This is a genomic window from Pseudomonas sp. G5(2012) (assembly GCF_000408945.1).
Taxonomy (GTDB): Bacteria; Pseudomonadota; Gammaproteobacteria; order Pseudomonadales; family Pseudomonadaceae; genus Aquipseudomonas; species Aquipseudomonas umsongensis.
The window spans coordinates 1-18,066 of record NZ_APIO01000102.1; the positions used below are offsets into that span (position 1 = coordinate 1).

The following is an 18,066-nucleotide window of genomic DNA, read 5'->3' on the forward strand; positions in this document are numbered from 1 at the left end:
GGAGCAATGCCGGAGTGAGGGCATGCCGAGCCCTAGCGAGGCACCGAGTGGTGGGGCAAAGCCTTTTGCTTCCTTTGCGTTTGAAAAAGGGAGTCGCTGTAAAAGCGAAACCATAAGTGGCCGTTACCGCAGCAATGGATATGTACTCAGACAACAATCTCCCACAGAGGATCGCGGACACGCCAGTAACCAGGCCGGCTGTCAGGCCGCCTTCGTGCCTACATCAACAAATGCCCGCGCAAGTCCCCCATCATGTCCAGGTGTGAATAATCACGAAAGCTGAACTGCCAGACCCCGTCGACACGTTCGAACTCATCCAGGTAACGCCCGGCGGCGATGGGTTGCAGGGTTAGCGTGTCGGTAGCCTGCAGCACGGTGTAGCAGGCGCGAACCGTGGCGGTTCCGGAGGCTTCATCGATGTCGACGATGGGGTTGCTGATGACGTGTCGGGTGCGCGGAGTGCCGCAGGGGTAGAGCTTGATGCGTTGCTGCCAGATCCCCAGCAGGGCGGTGTGATCAATGCACTTGTCCTGGCTGCTTACCTTGATACGGGCGTGACGAAACAGCTCGGCGGCCTCGACCAGCTGGCCGCTGTCCAGGTGCTCGGCGTAACGGTAGAGCAGGTTGCAGATCTGTACGGCGCTGGTACTCATGGTGATCCTCATGAGAAAACGTTTTTCACGCGATCCCGGTAAAACAGATAACGCGATACTTGTAGGAGCAAGCCTGCTCGCGATGGAGGTCAACGATGACGCGGGGAGCCTGACGCCCCGCGGTGCTATCAGGTTTTTCGCGAGCAGGCTCGCTCCTACAGGTAATGCTTCATACATTTTTCCCGGGAATGCATGACGAACCCTTAAAAAAGCCGCTGGAACCTGGCGAGGTTGCAGCGGCGCGATGGTGCGGGAAAGGGTCAGGCCGTCACGGCACGGACCGGTGCAAGGTGCGCAGCCGGGCTCTTCATCTGTTGGCGATAACGGGGCAGTGCAAAGGCCAGGAATACGCTGGCCAGCATCAGCATGGACACCGACGAAGCCAGGGCATAACGCAGGGATTCACTGCCCAGGGTCAGCACGAAGAAATCGCTGAGCATGCCGACGAACAGCGGCCCGATACCGACGCCCAGCAGGGTCATCGACATGACGAAAATGGCCGTGGCCTGGGCCAGTCGCGTGGCCGGGAACAGGTGGGTGATCGCGCTCAGGCACGGTGTTGCCCACCACACACCGAAAAAGGCGAATGCGCTGTAGAACAGGAACGCCTGGGGTACTGCGATGTTGCCGATATGGAATGCCGTGCCTTGGGGCCAGAGGAAGTACGCCAGGGCGAAGGGAATGCTGATCAGCGTACCCAACAACGGCACGCCGATTTGCCAGCCGACATCGCGACGCGCCATGCGGTCGGTAACCATGCCGCACAGCAGGGTGCCGAAGGTCGCACCGGTACCTCCCACTACACCGACCAGGAATCCGGCTTCCTGCAGGTTGAGACCGTGGGAGCGGATCAGGAAACTCGGGCTCCAGGTGCCAATCGCGTAACCGGCAATCGCCGCCGCGCCGCCGGTGAGTACCAGGCACAGGAACGAGGGCATGCGAAACAGCTCGACCAGGGTCTTGAGCCAGCCATCCTGTTGCATCGCGAGATGGGCCTGCGGCACTACGCGCTTGGGCGTGCGCACGGTCAGCAGCAAAAGCAGGCCCAGGAAGATCCCGGGTGCGCCGATCAGCAAGAAGGCGTAGCGCCAACCGTGGTGCTGGGCAATCCAGCCACCCAGGCCCAAGCCGACGATCGCCCCCAGGCTGGAACCGAGCATCAGCACCGACAGGGCAGTGGATCGGCGGTTCGCCGGGTACAAGTCCGAGACCATCGCCACCGAAGGCGCAGTGCCACCGGCCTCACCGACCGCCACGCCGATCCGCGCCAACACCAGGGTCAGGAAGTTGCCGGCCATGCCGCACAGCATGGTCATCAGGCTCCAGGCGATGCAGCTGAAGGCGATCACCGGCTTGCGTCCGATGCGGTCTGAGAGGCGCCCCAGCGGGAAGCCGAACACGGTGTAGAACACCGCGAAGGTCACGCCCGAAAGCAGGCCGATGCCGGTATCGGAGATGCCGAATTCGAGCTTCACCGGCTCAATAAGGATCGCCATCAACTGGCGGTCGATGTAGTTGAACACGTAGATGCTGGCGAGCACGAACAACGCGTAGTGCGTTCGCCATGTCACGGGGGTGGATTGGTTCACTGCGGGTGCTCCCGGTTTTGTTCTAGTTGTCGCGATGCTGGGCTTGTCCCGGTTTTTTCTCATCGTCCGTTCAGACCATCTTTTTCGCCCCGGAACGGTTCACTCGTAGGAGCCAGGCTTGCCGGCGAAGAACGATGACGCGGTATGAAAGGGACACCGCGGTGTTCCGATCGTCTGTAGGAGCGAGGGGGGGCGATCCGACTTGCCCGCGAACCAGGCGCCTCGGTACATCTGCCAAACCGCGTCATCGTTCTTCGCCGGCAAGCCTCGCTCCCACAGGCGGTGTGTCAGATACACCGCAGCTTCCCTTTCGCCGGCAAGCCTGGCTCCTACGGAACCGTACAGACGATGCGGTATCGGGTTCGTCCTGTCGATAGCGAACCTAGTCTTGTCGGACGATGTTTCGCCCGCGCTCACGATCAATCATTCAGCCCATATCCGCTGGTGTGCCAGCGCTTGCCCACACTGTGGCAAGCCCTCAGGCAGCCAGAAAACAATAAGAAGCTGAGGAATTGCAATGAGCGTCTTGTTCGAGCCGGTCGCCCTGGGCGAACTGCAACTGGCCAACCGCATTGTCATGGCCCCCATGACTCGCAGTCGCGCCCTTGCCGATGCGGTGCCCGGCAGCGCCATGGTCGAGTACTACCGCCAGCGTGCCAGTGCCGGGTTGATCGTGGCGGAAGGCACCGCGCCGTCCGCCAGCGGCCTGGGCTATTGCCGCACCCCAGCCATCTACACCGGCGAACAGATCGCCGGCTGGCAGCAGGTCACCGAGGCGGTGCATGCCGAGGGTGGGCGCATCGTCCTGCAACTGATGCACGTCGGCCGCGCCGCCAGTCGGCACAACAAGCCGACATGGGCCGCCACGGTGGCACCTTCGGCGCTGCGTGCGCGCACCCAGGTGTTCAGCGATGCCGCGGGCCTGGTGGACACCGACGAGCCACAGGCGCTGACCTTGCAAGGCATTGGCGATGTGATCGAAGACTATCGCCAGGCCGCGTTGAATGCGCGTCAGGCCGGTTTCGACGGTGTCGAGCTGCACTGCACCAGCGGTTATCTGCCGATGCAATTCATGGCCTCCGGCAGCAACCAGCGCAGTGATGCCTACGGCGGTGACGCGAAGGGGCGGGTGCGTTTTGCCAAGGAAGTGATCGAAGCCATGGCGACTGCGATCGGCGCCGGCCGCGTTGGCTTTCGCCTGTGCCCCGGCAACCCCTACAACGACATCGACGACCGCGATCCGGCCGAGACGGCGGCCGCCTTGTGTGAAGCCGTGGCGCCGTTGGGCCTGGCGTACCTGCACATCATGCGCTCGCCCCTGGCTGACCTCGATGCCTTCGCCCTGGCGCGCCGGCACAGCCCCCATGCGTTGATTCTCAACGATGGTTTCGACGGCCTTTCGGCCAGCGCCGCTCTCGCGTCGGGCGAGGGGGCTGCCGTGTCGTTCGGTCGTCACTTTATTGCCAACCCCGATCTGGTGGAGCGCTTGAAGCGGGGCCTGCCACTCAGTGGTTTCGACCGCAAGACCCTCTACACGCCAGGCCCGGCCGGCTACTCGGATTACTCCGCCTATCAAGCGATCGCCCAGGAGGTGGCGCAATGAACCTGAACGACCTGGCCGGCGTCCTGCCGACCCACCCCGTGCCACGGGAGCAAACCCAGGCGCTGCTCGACCAGCGTTCGGCCGCCGCCGGGCTGATCAAGCCGAGCGATCGCTACACCCTGGCCGACCGACTGGAACACCAGGCGCGTGAACAGGGCGATCGCCCGTTCCTGATCTACAACGAGCAGACCTTGAGCTACTTGGAGGTCGATGCGCGGGCCAATCAGATGGCCCACACGTTTTATGCCAATGGCCTGCGTGCCGGCGATGTCTGCGCCCTGGCCATGGAAAACCGCCCCTCGTTCTTCTGCACCTGGTTTGGCCTGGTCAAGCTCGGGGTGGTGGTGGCCTTCATCAACACTCAGGTCAACGGCCGTCCGCTGCTGCATGCGTTGCAAACCACCGACGCCAAGGCGCTGGTGATCGGTGAAGAATGCCTGGCCAATATCCAGGCCACCGAAGGTTTTCCGGACCTGCCGTGCTGGCTGATACGCGACGCGGAAAATCCCTGGAGTGGCCCGCTGCCCAAGGGCGTCGACGGGCATTTCGATGCGCGCCTGGAGAAAGCCCCGCGCACGCCGTTTCCCCGCGATATCCGCGCGCACATCGAAGCGCAGGCCGCGACCCTGCTGATCTTCACCTCGGGCACCACCGGCTTGCCCAAGGCGGCGCGCTACAGCCATATGCGCTGGATGTCCTCGGGCGATGTGATGGAAGTGACCCTGCAAGCTACCCGCGAGGATGTGTTCTATTGCTGCCTGCCGTTGTACCACGGCGCCGCGGCCACGTCGGTAACCTCTACCGCGTTGCGGGCCGGTGCGGCCATCGTAGTGCGCCGCAAGTTCAGCGTGCGCGAGTTCTGGAACGACGTCGCGCGTCATCAGATCAGTATCTTCCAGTACATCGGCGAGATCTGCCGCTACTTGCTAAACCAACCCGTGCGAGCGGGCGAGCGCGAGCACAGCCTGCGCTGCATGCTCGGTGCCGGTTTGTCACCCGACTCCTGGCAACGCTGGCTGGAGCGCTTCGGCCCGATCCAGGTGTTCGAGGGTTGGGGCGCCACTGAGGCCAATGCCGCGGTGATCAACGTCGACAACTATTTCGGTTCTTGCGGGCGCGTGCCGGACTGGAACAAGACCAACCTGCGGCTGGTGCGCTACGACATCGAAAACGACTGCCACCCACGGGACGAAAACGGTTTCTACCAGCTCTGCGAAGTGGGCGAGGTTGGCGAGGCCATGGGCTTTATCGTCGATCACCCTGAGATCGGTGGTGGGCGTTTCGAGGGTTACACCTCTGCGGAGGCGACCGAGAGCAAAATCCGTCGCAATGTGTTTCGCGAGGGCGATGCCTACTGGAGTTCTGGCGATTTGCTGCGCGAGGATGCCAACGGTTACTGCTATTTCGTCGATCGTATCGGCGATACCTATCGCTGGAAAAGTGAGAATGTTTCGACCCTCGAAGTGGCGGGCGCCCTGGGCGACCTGGCGGGCCTGGAACTGATCAATATCTATGGCGTCCAGGTGCCGGGCCATGAAGGCCGCGCCGGGATGGCCGCGGTGCTGATGCAGGCCGGCCAGGCATTCGATCCCGACGCCCTGTACGCCCTGACCGAAGCGCGCCTGCCGCGTTATGCGGCCCCGGTGTTCATCCGGGTCACCCAGTCGGCAGACCTGACGGCCAGCTTCAAGCTGCGCAAGGTCGATCTGCAACGCCAGGGCTATTGCCCGAGCCTGTGCAGCGATCCGCTGTTCATTCGCGACGACCAGGCGCGCACCTATGTGCCCTACTCGGTAGAGGCCCTGACGCGCGCCGGCCTCACGCCCTTTTCGGTGGCCAACCATGGCTGACCTCGACGACAACGGTCACGAACTGCGCGGCGGCCTCCGTTATCCCTGGCCGCAGGCGCCCGATTCGGGGCAGGTGCGCGAAGTGGCGCCGGGCGTTTGGTGGCTGCGCATGCCGCTACCGTTTCGCCTGGACCACATCAACCTCTATCTGCTGCGTCACACCGATGGCTGGGTGGCGGTAGACACCGGCATGAACACCGACCAGACCCGAGAAGTCTGGGAACGGGTGTTCAGTGAAGTGTGCGACGGGCTGCCATTGCTGGCGGTGGTCTGCACGCACTTTCACTCTGACCATGCCGGCGTGGCCGCGTGGCTCTCGGAGCGCTTTCACTGCCCGGTGTACATGACCGTCAGCGAGTTCCAGTCGTTGCACGTCAAGTTTCCCGCCGATCAGCCACCGGGCTGGGACTTTCTCGACTTCTACCGCAAGGCCGGCGTCGGCGATGAACAGAGTGCCGAGATGTTCGCGGTGATGAGCAATGCCCATTTCCTGCCGGCGCCACTGAACCATTTCCGCCGTTTGCAGGAAGGCAGTTGCCTGCACATCGGTGGCCGCACCTGGCAGGTGGTCATCGGTCGCGGACACTCACCGGAACATGCCTGCCTGTATGCCGCTGATGACGGCCTGCTGATTTCCGGCGACCAGGTGTTGCCGCGCATCACCTCCACCGTCGGCGTGCATGCCACCGAGCCGTTGGCCAACCCGCTGCACGACTGGCTCGATTCCATCGAGCGGTTGCGCAGCTTGCCCGACAGCGTGTTGGTGCTGCCGGCGCACGAACGGCCGTTCTTCAATCTGCATCAGCGCCTGGATCAGTTGGAGGCCCATCACCGCGGGCATCTGGCGCTGCTGCTGGCCAACTGTGACGAGCCGCGCACCGTGCTCGAACTGATGGCTGTGCTGTTCCCCAGGCTGTCGGGTCGTTTCGACGAACTGATGGCGCTTGGCGAAACGTTGGCCCATGCCAACTACCTGGTGGCCGAAGGGTCGCTGGTGCGGGAAGAGGACCGGGGGCGGTATCGCTACCGGAGTGCTGTAAGGGGAGCGTGCGCTGTTACTCCGCCCAAGGTGTTTTGAGCGCAAGGCACGGCAGCAGTGTTGAACATTCCAGGCAGCCATTGAGTTGCCCTTGAGGAGAATCAGTGTGATCAACAAAAACAACAATAACTCTACGGTCATCGGTTCGAGCGCGTTTCCGGTCACGAGCCTGGCCGCAGCCATTGCGCTGGTGTCCACACCGGTGTGGGCCGGCGAAACCTTTGAGTTCGACAACGGCGCGACCATCGACTGGTCGGTGACCACCAGCTATGGCATCGGTGTGCGCACCGGCAGTCAGAGCGATCGCTTGCTGACGGTCAACGCCGACGATGCCAACCGCAACTTCGACAGCGGCAGCCTGACCACCAACCGCGTGGGTGCGCTGGGGGAAATGATCCTGCGCAAGGACAACTACGGCGCTGTGCTGCGTGCCAGTACCTTCTACGACGATGTCTACCACCGCAAGAACGACAACGATTCGCCCGCCACCGTGAACAAGAGCGGCAGCAACGACGAATTCACCAGTGACACCCGTTACTACAGCGGCGGTCGCAGCAAATTCCTCGATGCCTATGTGTTCAGCGGCTGGCGTTTTGATAACGACACCATGCTTGACGTCAAGGCCGGGCGACACATCGAATCCTGGGGCGAGAGCCTGTTCTACCCCGGGGTCAACGGCGTACAAAACCCGTCTGACGCGGTGAAAGCCTCGCAACCGGGTGTCGAGGTCAAGGAAATCCTCTTGCCGGTGGGCCAGTTCTCCGGCTCGTTCCGACTGAACCCCCAGCTGACCTTCGGTGCGTACGTGCAGTACGAATGGAAGGGCACTGAGCTGCCGCCAGTGGGTAGCTACCTGTCGGGCAGCGACGTGGTCGGGCCTGGTCGCGAGTTCATCTACGCCAACGGCCAGAAGATCGCCTACCGCGGCACCGACGAACCGAGTGATGGTGGCCAGTGGGGCGTGCAGATGCGCTACCGTCCGGTACCGGCCCTCGAGCTGTCGCTGTTCCACGTCAACTACCACGACAAGAACCCGGCCACCGCCCTGGTCGGCTACAACCCGCTGCCAGTGGGCGGTGGCCTCAACGCCTTCGTCAGCAATGGCTACCGGATCAAGTACTTCGAAGACATCAAGCTGACCGGCATCAGCGCCTCGACCAAGATCGGCGACACCCAGGTCGGCGCCGAATGGTCGTACCGCGACGGTGCGCCGGTGATGGTCAATACCGGACTTGGCGCCGTACCGGCCAAGGGCAAGGGCCAGCAAATGCAATTGTCGGCGGTGCGCATTTTGGGTGACCGTCCCTGGGCCAACCAGACAACGCTGACGGCCGAAGTCATCCGCGTGCAGGTCGACAGTGTCGAATCCACTTCGGCCGCGCCGAACCTGCAAGGCGTGAACCTATTACCCTCTTTGGCACCTCTAGTGGCCTCTTCCGATGACTACACCTACAGCACAGCCGCGGGTTACCGCACCAAGTCTTCCAGCGCCTACACCGTGGGCGCATCGTTCAGTTATCCGGGAGTTTTCCAAGGCTGGGATCTGGAAGTCCCCTTCAGTTTCTCCAACGTCTTCAGCGGCTCCACGCCCATGGCCGGAAGCATCTCCGGCGTCGCCGGTGACCGACGCCTGAGCGCGGGCACGACCTTCAAGTACCTGGGCAACCTGGAACTCGGCTTGAGATACATCTCTTATCTGGGTGCAGCTGATCCGATCGACCGTCCGTTCGCCGACCGCGACTACGCCACGTTCTCGATGAAATACACCTTCTGATCGACCCCCCAAGATCCGGGTCGCCGTGGTGCGCCCGGAGCTTCAACACAACCTGGAATAGGCCGCAGCTGAACGCTTCGGCATGGAGGCACTATGGGACTCAAAGGGCATGCGGCCATCGTTGGCAGCGCACAATACAAACCGGAAAAATATTCGACCGCGCCCAAGATGTTTCACCTCGAGCAAGTCGCCGACCTGGCGGCACAGGCCCTGCGCGATGCCGGGCTGAAGGCCTCGGACCTCGATGGGCTGGTGATCAACGGCCCGCACTTTCACGAGGCTTCGGTGTTCGTACCGGCGATGGCCGCCGAATACCTGGGCCTGCGATTGAACTTCGCCGAAGTGGTGGACCTGGGTGGATGCACCTCGGTAGGCATGGTCTGGCGCGCTGCCGCCGCCATCGAACTGGGGCTGTGCCAGGCCGTGCTGTGCGTCATTCCTGCGCGCATGGCGCCGCTGGGACCCGACGAAGATCCCGGCTGGATGGCCCGCTCCATGCGTTTCGGCGGACACAGCACCGCGTTTGGCGCGCCTGAAGCCGAGTTCGACCTGCCTTATGGGCACATGGGCCAGAACACCGGCTACGCGATGATCGCCCAGCGTTATGCCGCTCAGTACGACTACGACCAGCGGGCGATGGCCAAGATCGCCGTCGACCAGCGCACCAATGCCTTGGCCAACCCGCAAGCCATGTTCTATGGCCAGCCGTTGACCATCGAGCAGGTCCTGGCGAGCAAAATGGTCGCCGACCCTCTCCACGTCCTCGAGATCGTCATGCCGGTGGCCGGTGGCGCCGCGCTGATCATCACCAACAAGGAAGTGGCGGCACGGGCCCGCAAACGCCCGGCCTTCATTACCGGCTTTGGCGAGCACCTGGCATTCAAGTCGCCATCGTACGCCGAGGACATGCTGCGCACGCCGATTGGCCCGGCTTCCGAGCGGGCCTTTGCCATGGCGGGCCTCAAGCCCAAGGACGTCGATGCCGCACAGATCTACGACTGCTACACCATCACCACTTTGCTGACCCTGGAAGACGCCGGTTTCTGTGGCAAGGGCGAGGGCATGGCCTTCGTGCGTGAACACGACCTGACCTGGCGAGGCGACTTCCCGATGAACACCCACGGCGGGCAACTCAGTTTCGGCCAGTCGGCCTCGGCCGGTGGCATGAGCCAGGTGATCGAGGCGGTGACGCAGATCGCCGGCACTGCCGGCGAGCGCCAACTGGGGCGCTGCGACAGCGTCTACGTCTCCGGCACCGGCGGCGTGATGAGCGAGCAGGGCGCATTGATACTTCAGGGAGCATAAGCACATGTCCAACAACAAACCGATGCCGGTCGCGACGCAGATCTCCGCACCGTTCTGGGAGGGCCTGAAGGCTCGCCGCCTGTTGATCCAGCAATGCAATGCCTGTGCGCACTGGAATTTCTACCCGCGTCGGCATTGCCCGGTGTGCCTGGAGCATGATTTGGCCTGGCGCGAAGTCGACGGCGCCGCGACGCTTTACAGCTACACGGTGACGCGCATTGCCACCTTGCCGGATTTCATGGATGAAATGCCGCAGAAGCTGGCAGTAGTAGAGCTGGCCCAAGGGGTGCGCATCAACACCAACCTGGTGGGCCTCGAAGAAGACGAAATCCGCATCGGCATGGCCTTGCAGCCGGTGTTCGCCGAAGTCGATGCCAAGGGCAACCGCCTGCTGCGTTTCACCGGAGTGGACAAGGATGCGGCGAGCCTTGAATCGCTGCCCGCGCAGGAAAGCGAACCGGCGCCCGTGGCATCGGAGCAGCCACCAGTGCGGCAGATCGACCTCAACGATGGACCGGCCTTGCAGGCCCTGGTCAGCGATCAGTACAGCGACTGGAGCAACGTGGTGGTGGTCGACCAGGCGCTGATCGACGCCTTCGCCCAGTTGTCGGGCGACGATTACTGGATCCATACCGATCCGGAACGCGCCCGCCTGCAAAGCCCGTTCGGCGGCACGATCGCCCACGGCGCGCTGGTGCAGGTGCTGCAGTCACGGATGAAACTGGCACTGGGCTTCGAAATCAGTGGTTTCACCACCCAGGTCAACTACGGCTCCGACCGCCTGCGCTTCCCGGCGCCAGTACCGGCCGGCTCGCGCATCCATTCGCGGGCTCGGGTGAAAAAGGTCGATCTGTCGGCCCGTGGCACCCAGCTGACCCTGGAACTCACCACCCACGTGGTGGGCCAGGACCGGCCGTCGGTGATCAACGACCTGGTCATCCTGTACCTCGCCTGATCGCCACCGGAGCCATTGAACGGGTGAGGTCCTGTGGGAGCGAGCCTGCTCGCGAAAGCGTTAGATCAGTTGACCTGGATGGCGACTGGCATGGCCTCTTCGCGAGCAGGCTCGCTCCCACAATTGGATCGTGGACAGTCCTGCAATCAGGTCGACTGTCAGGCCGTTTGCCTTTGCTTTTGCTCTGCTTTGGTTTTTGATTTTTTGCCCCCGAGTGCAGGTTCTGCCCAGCGCGGCGGGCCGTGTAGGAGCAGCCGGTCGACGCTCGAATGCTCGCGAAAAACCTGAGAGCACCGCGGGATGTCAGGCTCCCCGCGTCATCGTTGACCTCCATCGCAGAGCATGCTCGCTCCGACGGGGGATCGAAAACTCCCGCAAAAAAACCAAGTCCCGAACCCCACGCCATTTGCGCCAATCCATAAGCCATTTGGACGATGTGTGACCCACCCCTTGCGCCGACTATTGCCCCGGAGGCAACGCCCGATTCGGTTGCCTCGCATGCCCTGGCGCCTGACAAGAACAAGAGGATTGGCCTATGACTTGCCCTATGCACGCGTGCCCCGAACAGGAGCGTTGCTCATGCGCTCTGTGATCGGCTACCTGGTCTGCCTGGTGGTCGCCCTGACCATCGGCTACACCTTTTCCCCAAAATCCCCACCGCAGGCAGAACTGTTGGCCACACGCCCGGACCGGGTGCAGATCAACGGCCTGCTCAACCTTGGCTCGCGCGTGGTCGCCGTGGGCGAGCGCGGCAGCATCCTGCTCAGCGACGACCAGGGCGTCAGCTGGCAGCCCGCCAGTGTCGCCCCGCAACGCGATGCCACCTTGACTGCCCTGGTGGCGCTGGACCCGCAGCGTTTGCTGGCGGTGGGGCATGACGGCTTGATCCTGCGTTCCACGGACGCCGGCAGCCATTGGCAGGAAATTCGCTACGACAGCGATTTGGGCGAGCCATTGCTGGGGATCTGGAGCAGCGGTGGCGACAACGTCATGGCGTTCGGCAGCTTTGGCAAGTTCTATCAATCTTCCGATGCCGGACAGACCTGGACACCGCAGGTCCTGGACATTGATAGCGCACACCTCAACAGCATGGCCGGTGGCGACGATGGCCGACGCATGCTGGTGGGCGAACAGGGCCTGGTGCTGCGCACGGCCGATGGCGGCCAGCATTGGCAGACCTTGCCGGCGTTCTACAGCGGTTCGCTGTTCGGCATCGTGCGCCTGAGCGCGAATAATTGGGTGACTTATGGCATGCGCGGGCATGTGTTCGTCAGCCACGACTTCGGCGACAGCTGGACCCAGATCGACGTGGGTAATCAACTGCCGCTGTACGGCCATGTACTGCTGCCCGATCACTCGGGCCTGGTGATCGTCGGTGCCGGCAGCTCGGTGGTGCGCCTGGATGCACAGGGTGCACTGGTAGGTGTCGCGCGGCTGGCCGGGCTCGGTACGTTGACCTCGGCGACGATGGTGGGCTCGCGCCTGCTGGTGGGTGGCGAGCGTGGGGTATTGCAGGGTTCAGGTGGCAGCGTTGCTGCCCTAGTGGCCACACAGGCCACCCAGTAAATGAGAGGCAGGCAATGAATCAAGGTAAACACTGGGTGACGCGTGGCGTCGAAACGTGCGCGGACTACCTGATGGCCTGGCGCAAGGGACTGCTGTTGCTGTTTGTCCTGGTGACGCTGGGCCTGGGCTACAGCGCTACCCACACGCAACTGGACCCGGGCTTCAACAAACAGATCCCGGTGCGTCATGAGTACATGGTCAACTTTCTCAAGTTCAGCCGTTACTTCACCGGCGCCAACCGTTTCCTGGTCAGCGTGCGCTGGAAAGGCGAGGGCGACATCTACAACGCCGAGTACCTGGAGACCCTGCGCAAAGTCACCGACGACGTGTTTTTCATTTCCGGAGTCAGCCGTCCCAGCGTGACGTCGCTGTTTACCGCCAACGTGCGCTATATCGAAATTACCGAGGAAGGCTTCTTCGGCGACGTGGTGGTGCCACCGCGCTTCAGCGGCACCCCTGAGGACCTGGCGCAGGTGCGCAGCAACACCGCTGCGTCCGGACAGGTCGGCCGCCTGGTGGCCAACGACCTGAAGTCGGCCATGGTCCGTGCCGACTTGCAGGACACTGACCCCAAGACCGGCCAGCCGGTATCCTATGTTGAAATCGCCAAGCGCCTGGAAGAAGTTCGCGGCAAGTACAACAGCCCTGACATCGAGATCAACATTGTCGGCTTCGCCAAACTGGTGGGCGACGTGGTCGAAGGGCTGAACACGGTGATTGGCTTCTTTGTCGTCGCGTTCGTGATCACCGGGTTGCTGCTGTGGCTGTACTCGCGTTCCCTGCGCCTGACCGTGGTGGCGCTGCTGGTAGCGTTGCTGCCGGTGGTCTGGCTGCTGGGGTTGTTGCCGCTGTTGGGGTTGGGCATCGATCCGATGTCGATCCTGGTGCCGTTCCTGATCTTCTCCATCGGCGTATCCCATGCGGTGCAGATGACCAATGCCTGGAAGCAGGACGTGCTGGCCGGCAGCAGTTCCAGGGAAGCGGCGCGCCTGGCGTTCTGCAAGATCTTCATCCCCGGCTCCCTGGCCTTGCTGATGAACGCCCTGGGGTTCGCGGTGATCATGATGATCGATATCCCCATCGTCCACGAACTGGGGGTAACGGCCTGCATCGGCGTGATGCTGATGATCATCACCAACAAACTCATGCTGCCGGTGATCATTTCCTACCTGCGCCTGGAACCTGCGCTGTTGCGCCGGGCGCAGGCGCGGCCGGCGGGCAGGCATCGCCTGTGGTGGCGCCTGTCGGCGCTTGCCGAACCGGGGCCGGCCCTCGGGGTGTTTGCCGTCAGCCTGTTGCTCCTGGCAGCCGGGGCCTGGAAGGCTCGCGACCTGGCGGTAGGCGACATCGGCGCGGGCGCGCCGGAACTGCGGGCCGATTCGCGCTACAACCAGGACAACGCCAAGATCATCAACAGCTACTCCATCGGTCTTGATGTGTTGTCAGTGTTCGTCCAGGTCAAGGGCGTCGACGAAGGCTGCCTGTCACCCACGGTGATGCGTGCGGTGGAGGCGTTCGACTTTCGTATGCGCACCGTCACAAGCGTTCAGTCGATCCAGAGCGTGGCGGACATGGGCAAGCGGGTGATCGCCGGCAATAACGAAGGCAATCCGCGCTGGGCGGCGATTCCGGGCTCGCCCCGAGGCCTGAGCCAGGGCGCAAGGGCCTATATGCCGGATGACGGACTGGTCACCGACGGCTGCCAACAGATGCAGATCCTGGTGTTCCTGGCCAACCACGAAGGCAGCACCGTCAGCCATGTGATCAGTGAGGCCAACCGCATCATTGCCGAAGTCAGCTCGCCAGAAGTCGAATTCCTCCTGGCCGGTGGCAACGTCGGGGTGATGGCAGCCTCCAACGAGGCGGTCAAGCGTGCCGAAGTCATCATGCTGGGGGCACTATTCGGATCGGTGGCGTTGTTTTGCTGGCTAACCTTCTTGTCGATCCGCGCGGTGCTGTGCATTCTGGTGCCGCTGGCGATTGTTGCGATCCTGTGCAACGCGCTGATGACCCTGCTCGGGATCGGCCTCAAGGTTGCCACCTTGCCAGTGATGGCGCTGGGAGTGGGGGTGGGGGTCGACTACGGGATTTACCTGTACGAGCGCATCCAGCATGAAATGCTGCGCGGTGCCAATTTGCGGGAGGCGTTCTACGAGGCCATGTGCCAACGGGGTACGGCCGCGGTGTTCACGGCTGTGACCATGTCCATCGGGGTCTGCACCTGGGCGTTCGCGCCGCTGAAGTTCCAGGCCGACATGGGCGTGCTGCTGTCGTTCATGTTCCTGGTCAACGTGTTGGGGGCAATTTTCCTCCTGCCGGCGCTGGCGGCCTGGTTCAATCGCGGGCGACCACTGGTCACCGCACGGGTACGCCAACCGGTACCGGCACACGGGCAGTTCCGCTTGAAAAACAGCCCGGCTGCGCGTGATACCGCGAACGAAAAATAATCCTGGCGGACCTATTGTGGAGTCCGCAGGCGCTGGTGAAACTGGCGGGCAAGTAGCAGTCGAGAGAGGGGAGCCCTGGGCTCCCCAGCCGAAATTATAAAAATAACAAGGGAAGGGCACAGTCCTTACCCGAGCGAGATGAGACTATGCAAAACGGTGACTTGACCCATGAAGCCCTGGCCAGTCTTGGCCTGGACCTTACACGCTACAACCAGTTGGTGGGCGAGATCTATGAAGGCGCACTCGATCCGAAACTGATGGCCACGGCGCTCAGGAGCTTTCTCAAACTCTACGATGCCAACTTCGTCACGCTGATCCTGCGGGTGCCGGATCAACCCGATACCGGCGTGATGATCATCGTTGGCGAGATCGAAGGTGCCGGTGATGTCTGTTACATGACCTACCCGCAAACCAATTCACCTTTCTCCAATCAGCCGCTGGACCATGTATTCACCGTGGACGACATCATGAGCACCACGCAGTGGGAGCAGAACGGCTACTTCAAGATGTTCTGCGAGCCCCATGACGTGTACCACCTGATGTGTGCCGACATTTCCACGCCGGACGGCGGCAAACTGCGTTTTCGCATGACCCGCCCTAAACGGGCAGCCAATTTCTCTGCCCATGAACGCGCGGTGTGCGCCAGTTTCCTGCCCCACCTGCGGCGTGCCTCGCAATTGCATAACCTGCTGGACCGCAGTGAATCGCTGAGCGAGTTGTACTCCCAGGCCATCAGCCGGCTATCGGTGGCGACCCTGGTGCTCGACGAGAGCGGCAGCGTGTTGCAGATCAACCCGGTGGCCCAGGAAATCCTCGCCCGTTCCGACGGCTTGAAACTGGTGGGCGGGCGCCTGGAGGCGACTTACCCCAGCGACAACCGCGAGCTGCAACGCTTGATTCGCGCCGCGTTTTCCCCGGATGCTCCAAAAGACGCCGAGGCCATGTCAGTGACCCGTCCTTCCGGACTGGTCGCCCTCGGTGTAGTGGTTGAATCGATACGGTCCCTGGACTGGGCCGAGGAGAAGGGCCAGCCCGCAGCGCTGGTGTACATCCGCGATGCGTCGAGTAAATCCCTGGCCAGCGAGGTGGTGACCAAGCAGTTGTTCAACCTGACCAAGGCCGAAACCGCCCTGGCCATGGAACTGGCCAACGGCCTGTCCCTGGAAGAAGCTGCAGAGGTTCTCAATATCCGACGCAATACCGCGCGGGCGCATTTGCGCTCGATATTCTCCAAGACCGGCGTGCGGCGCCAGACCGAGTTGGTGCGCATCCTGCTCAACAGCGTGGTGGCTTTGGGCAAACCCAGGCTTGGGTTGAAAGTGACGGAAAAGATCAAAGTGCCGCCGCTGCAACTGGCCGTGCCGATTTATCGCCAGGCCTGAATTTTATGGTCTGTAGGAGCGAGGCTTGCCCGCGAACCAGGCGCAGCGGTGTATCTGTCACTCCGCATAATTGTTCTTCGCCGGCAAGCCTGGCTCCTACAGGCGAACCAGGCGCTGCGGTGTATCAGTCACACCGCGGCGCCCGGGTTTCCTCTGGTTTCAACACATCAATTTTTAGTCCGCACGGACGATGCCGTCCCGTGATTGCCCTGTCGATACTGGGCGGACCTATCACGGAGAACCACTATGCCAATTACAGCCATCACCGGCAGCGCCTCGGGAATCGGCGCCGCCGTATCCGCCGCCCTACGCGCCGCCGGGCACCAGGTTATCGGGATCGATCGCAGCAACGCCGAAGTGATCGCCGACCTGTCCACTGCCCAGGGGCGTGACGCGGCCATCACCCGAGTGCTTGAGCTCAGCGGCGGCGTCCTCGACGGGCTGATCTGCTGCGCCGGAGTGGGTGTCACGGCGCCGACCTGCGGCCTGATCCCGGCGGTCAACTACTTCGGCGTCAGCCAATTGCTCGATGGCTTGCAAGGTGCGCTTGCCAAGGGTCAGCAACCGGCGGCACTGGTGATCGGCTCGGTGGCGGCGACTCATTCAGGCGTCGACGGTCAGGCGATGGTTGAAGCGATGATTGCAGGCGATGAAGTCCAGGCGCTGGAACTGGCCAATACCCTCGGTCAGCCTCATGTCGCCTATGCGGCCTCCAAATACGCGATCAGCCGTCATGCTCGTAGCCTGGCCGTAAGCTGGGGCAAGCGGGGCATGCGTTTGAACGTGGTGGCGCCTGGTGCGGTAGAAACCCCGCTGCACCAGGCGTCGCTGGATGATGCGCGCTTTGGCCAGGCAACCCGTGATTTCGTCGCGCCCCTGGGCCGCTCCAGTTGCCCTGATGAGATCGCCGCCGTGGTGGTCTTCCTGCAGTCGCCACAAGCGTCTTTTGTCCACGGCAGCGTGGTTTTCGTCGATGGCGGCATGGACGCCATGGTCCGCGCTCCGCACTTCTGAAAGGAACTTGCATGAACAAGGTGGCATTCATTACCGGCGCCAGCCGTGGTATCGGTCGCGAGGCGGCGCTGGCGTTCGCCCGCGCCGGTTTCGACCTGGCGATCAGCGCCCGTACCCTCAATGAGGGTGAACAACATGAACATGCCCTGCGCGATGCCGCCGGAGCGCCACTGGCTGGCAGCCTCAACGGCACTGCGCAGGCGTTGCGCGATCTTGGTTGCCGGGTGCTTGTCGTGCCCATGGACCTGCTCGACAGCGCTTCGGCCCTGGGCGCCTGCCAGGCGGTGCTGGCCGAGTACGGTCGCATCGACGTACTGATCAACAACGCGATCTACCAGGGCAGCGACCTCAACGCCGGGTTCATGGACTTGCAAGCCCAGACCCTGGAGCGGATGTTCCAGGGCTATATCCTCACCCCATTCCTGTTGACCCAGGCGGTGGCTGAACACATGGTGACGCGCGGTGGCGGGGTGGTGATCAATGTCACCTCCGGCGCCGGCGAAAGCGATCCGCCGGTGGCGGCGGGCAAGGGCGGCTGGGGTTATGCCTACGGCGCGGGCAAGGCGGCGGTGTCGCGACTCTCCGGGGTAATGGCCACGGAATTGGGTGATCTCGGCGTTCGTGCCTACACCCTTAATCCAGGGGTGGTGACGACCGAAGCGCTCAAGGCCACCATCGGTGACAAAGGGTTGATCGCTTTGCGTTCCGGCAGCGCACCGCCCCATGTTCCGGCGGCGGTGATGTTGTGGCTGGCTACTGCAGAGCAGGCACCAGGGTTTCAGCGTCGGACGATTGCTGCGCAGCCGTTTGCGTTGGAGCATGGGATTGTTGCTGATTGGCGTTAGGCCAGTGATCGACTGTTTTTTTTCGTGTACATATCCATTCCTGC

13 protein-coding genes are annotated in these 18,066 nt (G+C 62.8%); 11 read left to right on the forward strand and 2 right to left on the reverse strand.

All coding sequences use genetic code 11. The features are described 5' to 3' along the window. Window positions 1-218: 218 nt before the first annotated feature. Together PG5_RS26135 and PG5_RS26145 are read right to left on the reverse strand one after the other, a co-directional pair. Complete coding sequence (locus PG5_RS26135; RefSeq protein WP_020800073.1) at window positions 219-653, reverse strand: nuclear transport factor 2 family protein; 435 nt, start codon at window positions 651-653, stop codon at window positions 219-221. 260 nt (window positions 654-913) lie between these two features. After that, a complete protein-coding gene (locus PG5_RS26145) occupies window positions 914-2,242 on the reverse strand; it encodes an MFS transporter (RefSeq protein ID WP_020800074.1) in 1,329 nt (442 codons plus the stop codon). Window positions 2,243-2,759: 517 nt separating this feature from the next. Between PG5_RS26145 and PG5_RS26155 the strand changes: the two genes are divergently transcribed. The 11 genes from PG5_RS26155 to PG5_RS26205 all read left to right on the forward strand — a co-directional run bounded on the left by PG5_RS26155 (window position 2,760) and on the right by PG5_RS26205 (window position 18,022). After that, complete coding sequence (locus PG5_RS26155; RefSeq protein WP_020800075.1) at window positions 2,760-3,845, forward strand: alkene reductase; 1,086 nt, start codon at window positions 2,760-2,762, stop codon at window positions 3,843-3,845. Further along, entirely contained in the window at window positions 3,842-5,695 is a 1,854-nt protein-coding gene (locus PG5_RS26160; protein WP_020800076.1) for a long-chain-acyl-CoA synthetase, read from the forward strand. Before PG5_RS26155 ends, PG5_RS26160 begins: the two co-directional genes overlap by 4 nt. After that, window positions 5,688-6,773, forward strand: a complete 1,086-nt coding sequence (locus PG5_RS26165; RefSeq protein ID WP_020800077.1) for an MBL fold metallo-hydrolase — start codon at window positions 5,688-5,690, stop codon at window positions 6,771-6,773. The genes PG5_RS26160 and PG5_RS26165 overlap by 8 nt, the downstream gene beginning before the upstream one ends. A 67-nt stretch (window positions 6,774-6,840) precedes the next feature. Continuing rightward, window positions 6,841-8,508, forward strand: a complete 1,668-nt coding sequence (locus tag PG5_RS26170) for a DUF1302 domain-containing protein (protein WP_020800078.1) — start codon at window positions 6,841-6,843, stop codon at window positions 8,506-8,508. 93 nt (window positions 8,509-8,601) lie between these two features. Continuing rightward, the gene (locus tag PG5_RS26175) at window positions 8,602-9,813 is read left to right on the forward strand and encodes a thiolase family protein (RefSeq protein WP_020800079.1); all 1,212 of its coding nucleotides are present in this window, start codon (window positions 8,602-8,604) and stop codon (window positions 9,811-9,813) included. Window positions 9,814-9,817: 4 nt separating this feature from the next. Then, window positions 9,818-10,768, forward strand: coding sequence for an OB-fold domain-containing protein (locus PG5_RS26180; protein WP_020800080.1), 951 nt, complete (start codon window positions 9,818-9,820; stop codon window positions 10,766-10,768). Window positions 10,769-11,347: 579 nt separating this feature from the next. Then, the gene (locus tag PG5_RS26185) at window positions 11,348-12,334 is read left to right on the forward strand and encodes a YCF48-related protein (protein ID WP_020800081.1); all 987 of its coding nucleotides are present in this window, start codon (window positions 11,348-11,350) and stop codon (window positions 12,332-12,334) included. 14 nt (window positions 12,335-12,348) lie between these two features. Further along, window positions 12,349-14,781, forward strand: coding sequence for an RND family transporter (locus PG5_RS26190; RefSeq protein WP_020800082.1), 2,433 nt, complete (start codon window positions 12,349-12,351; stop codon window positions 14,779-14,781). A 146-nt stretch (window positions 14,782-14,927) separates the two neighbouring features. Next, entirely contained in the window at window positions 14,928-16,163 is a 1,236-nt protein-coding gene (locus tag PG5_RS26195) for a helix-turn-helix transcriptional regulator (RefSeq protein ID WP_020800083.1), read from the forward strand. Window positions 16,164-16,409: 246 nt separating this feature from the next. Then, a complete protein-coding gene (locus PG5_RS26200) occupies window positions 16,410-17,177 on the forward strand; it encodes an SDR family oxidoreductase (RefSeq protein ID WP_020800084.1) in 768 nt (255 codons plus the stop codon). Window positions 17,178-17,188: 11 nt separating this feature from the next. After that, window positions 17,189-18,022, forward strand: coding sequence for an SDR family NAD(P)-dependent oxidoreductase (locus PG5_RS26205; protein ID WP_020800085.1), 834 nt, complete (start codon window positions 17,189-17,191; stop codon window positions 18,020-18,022). The last annotated feature ends 44 nt before the right edge of the window (window positions 18,023-18,066 follow it).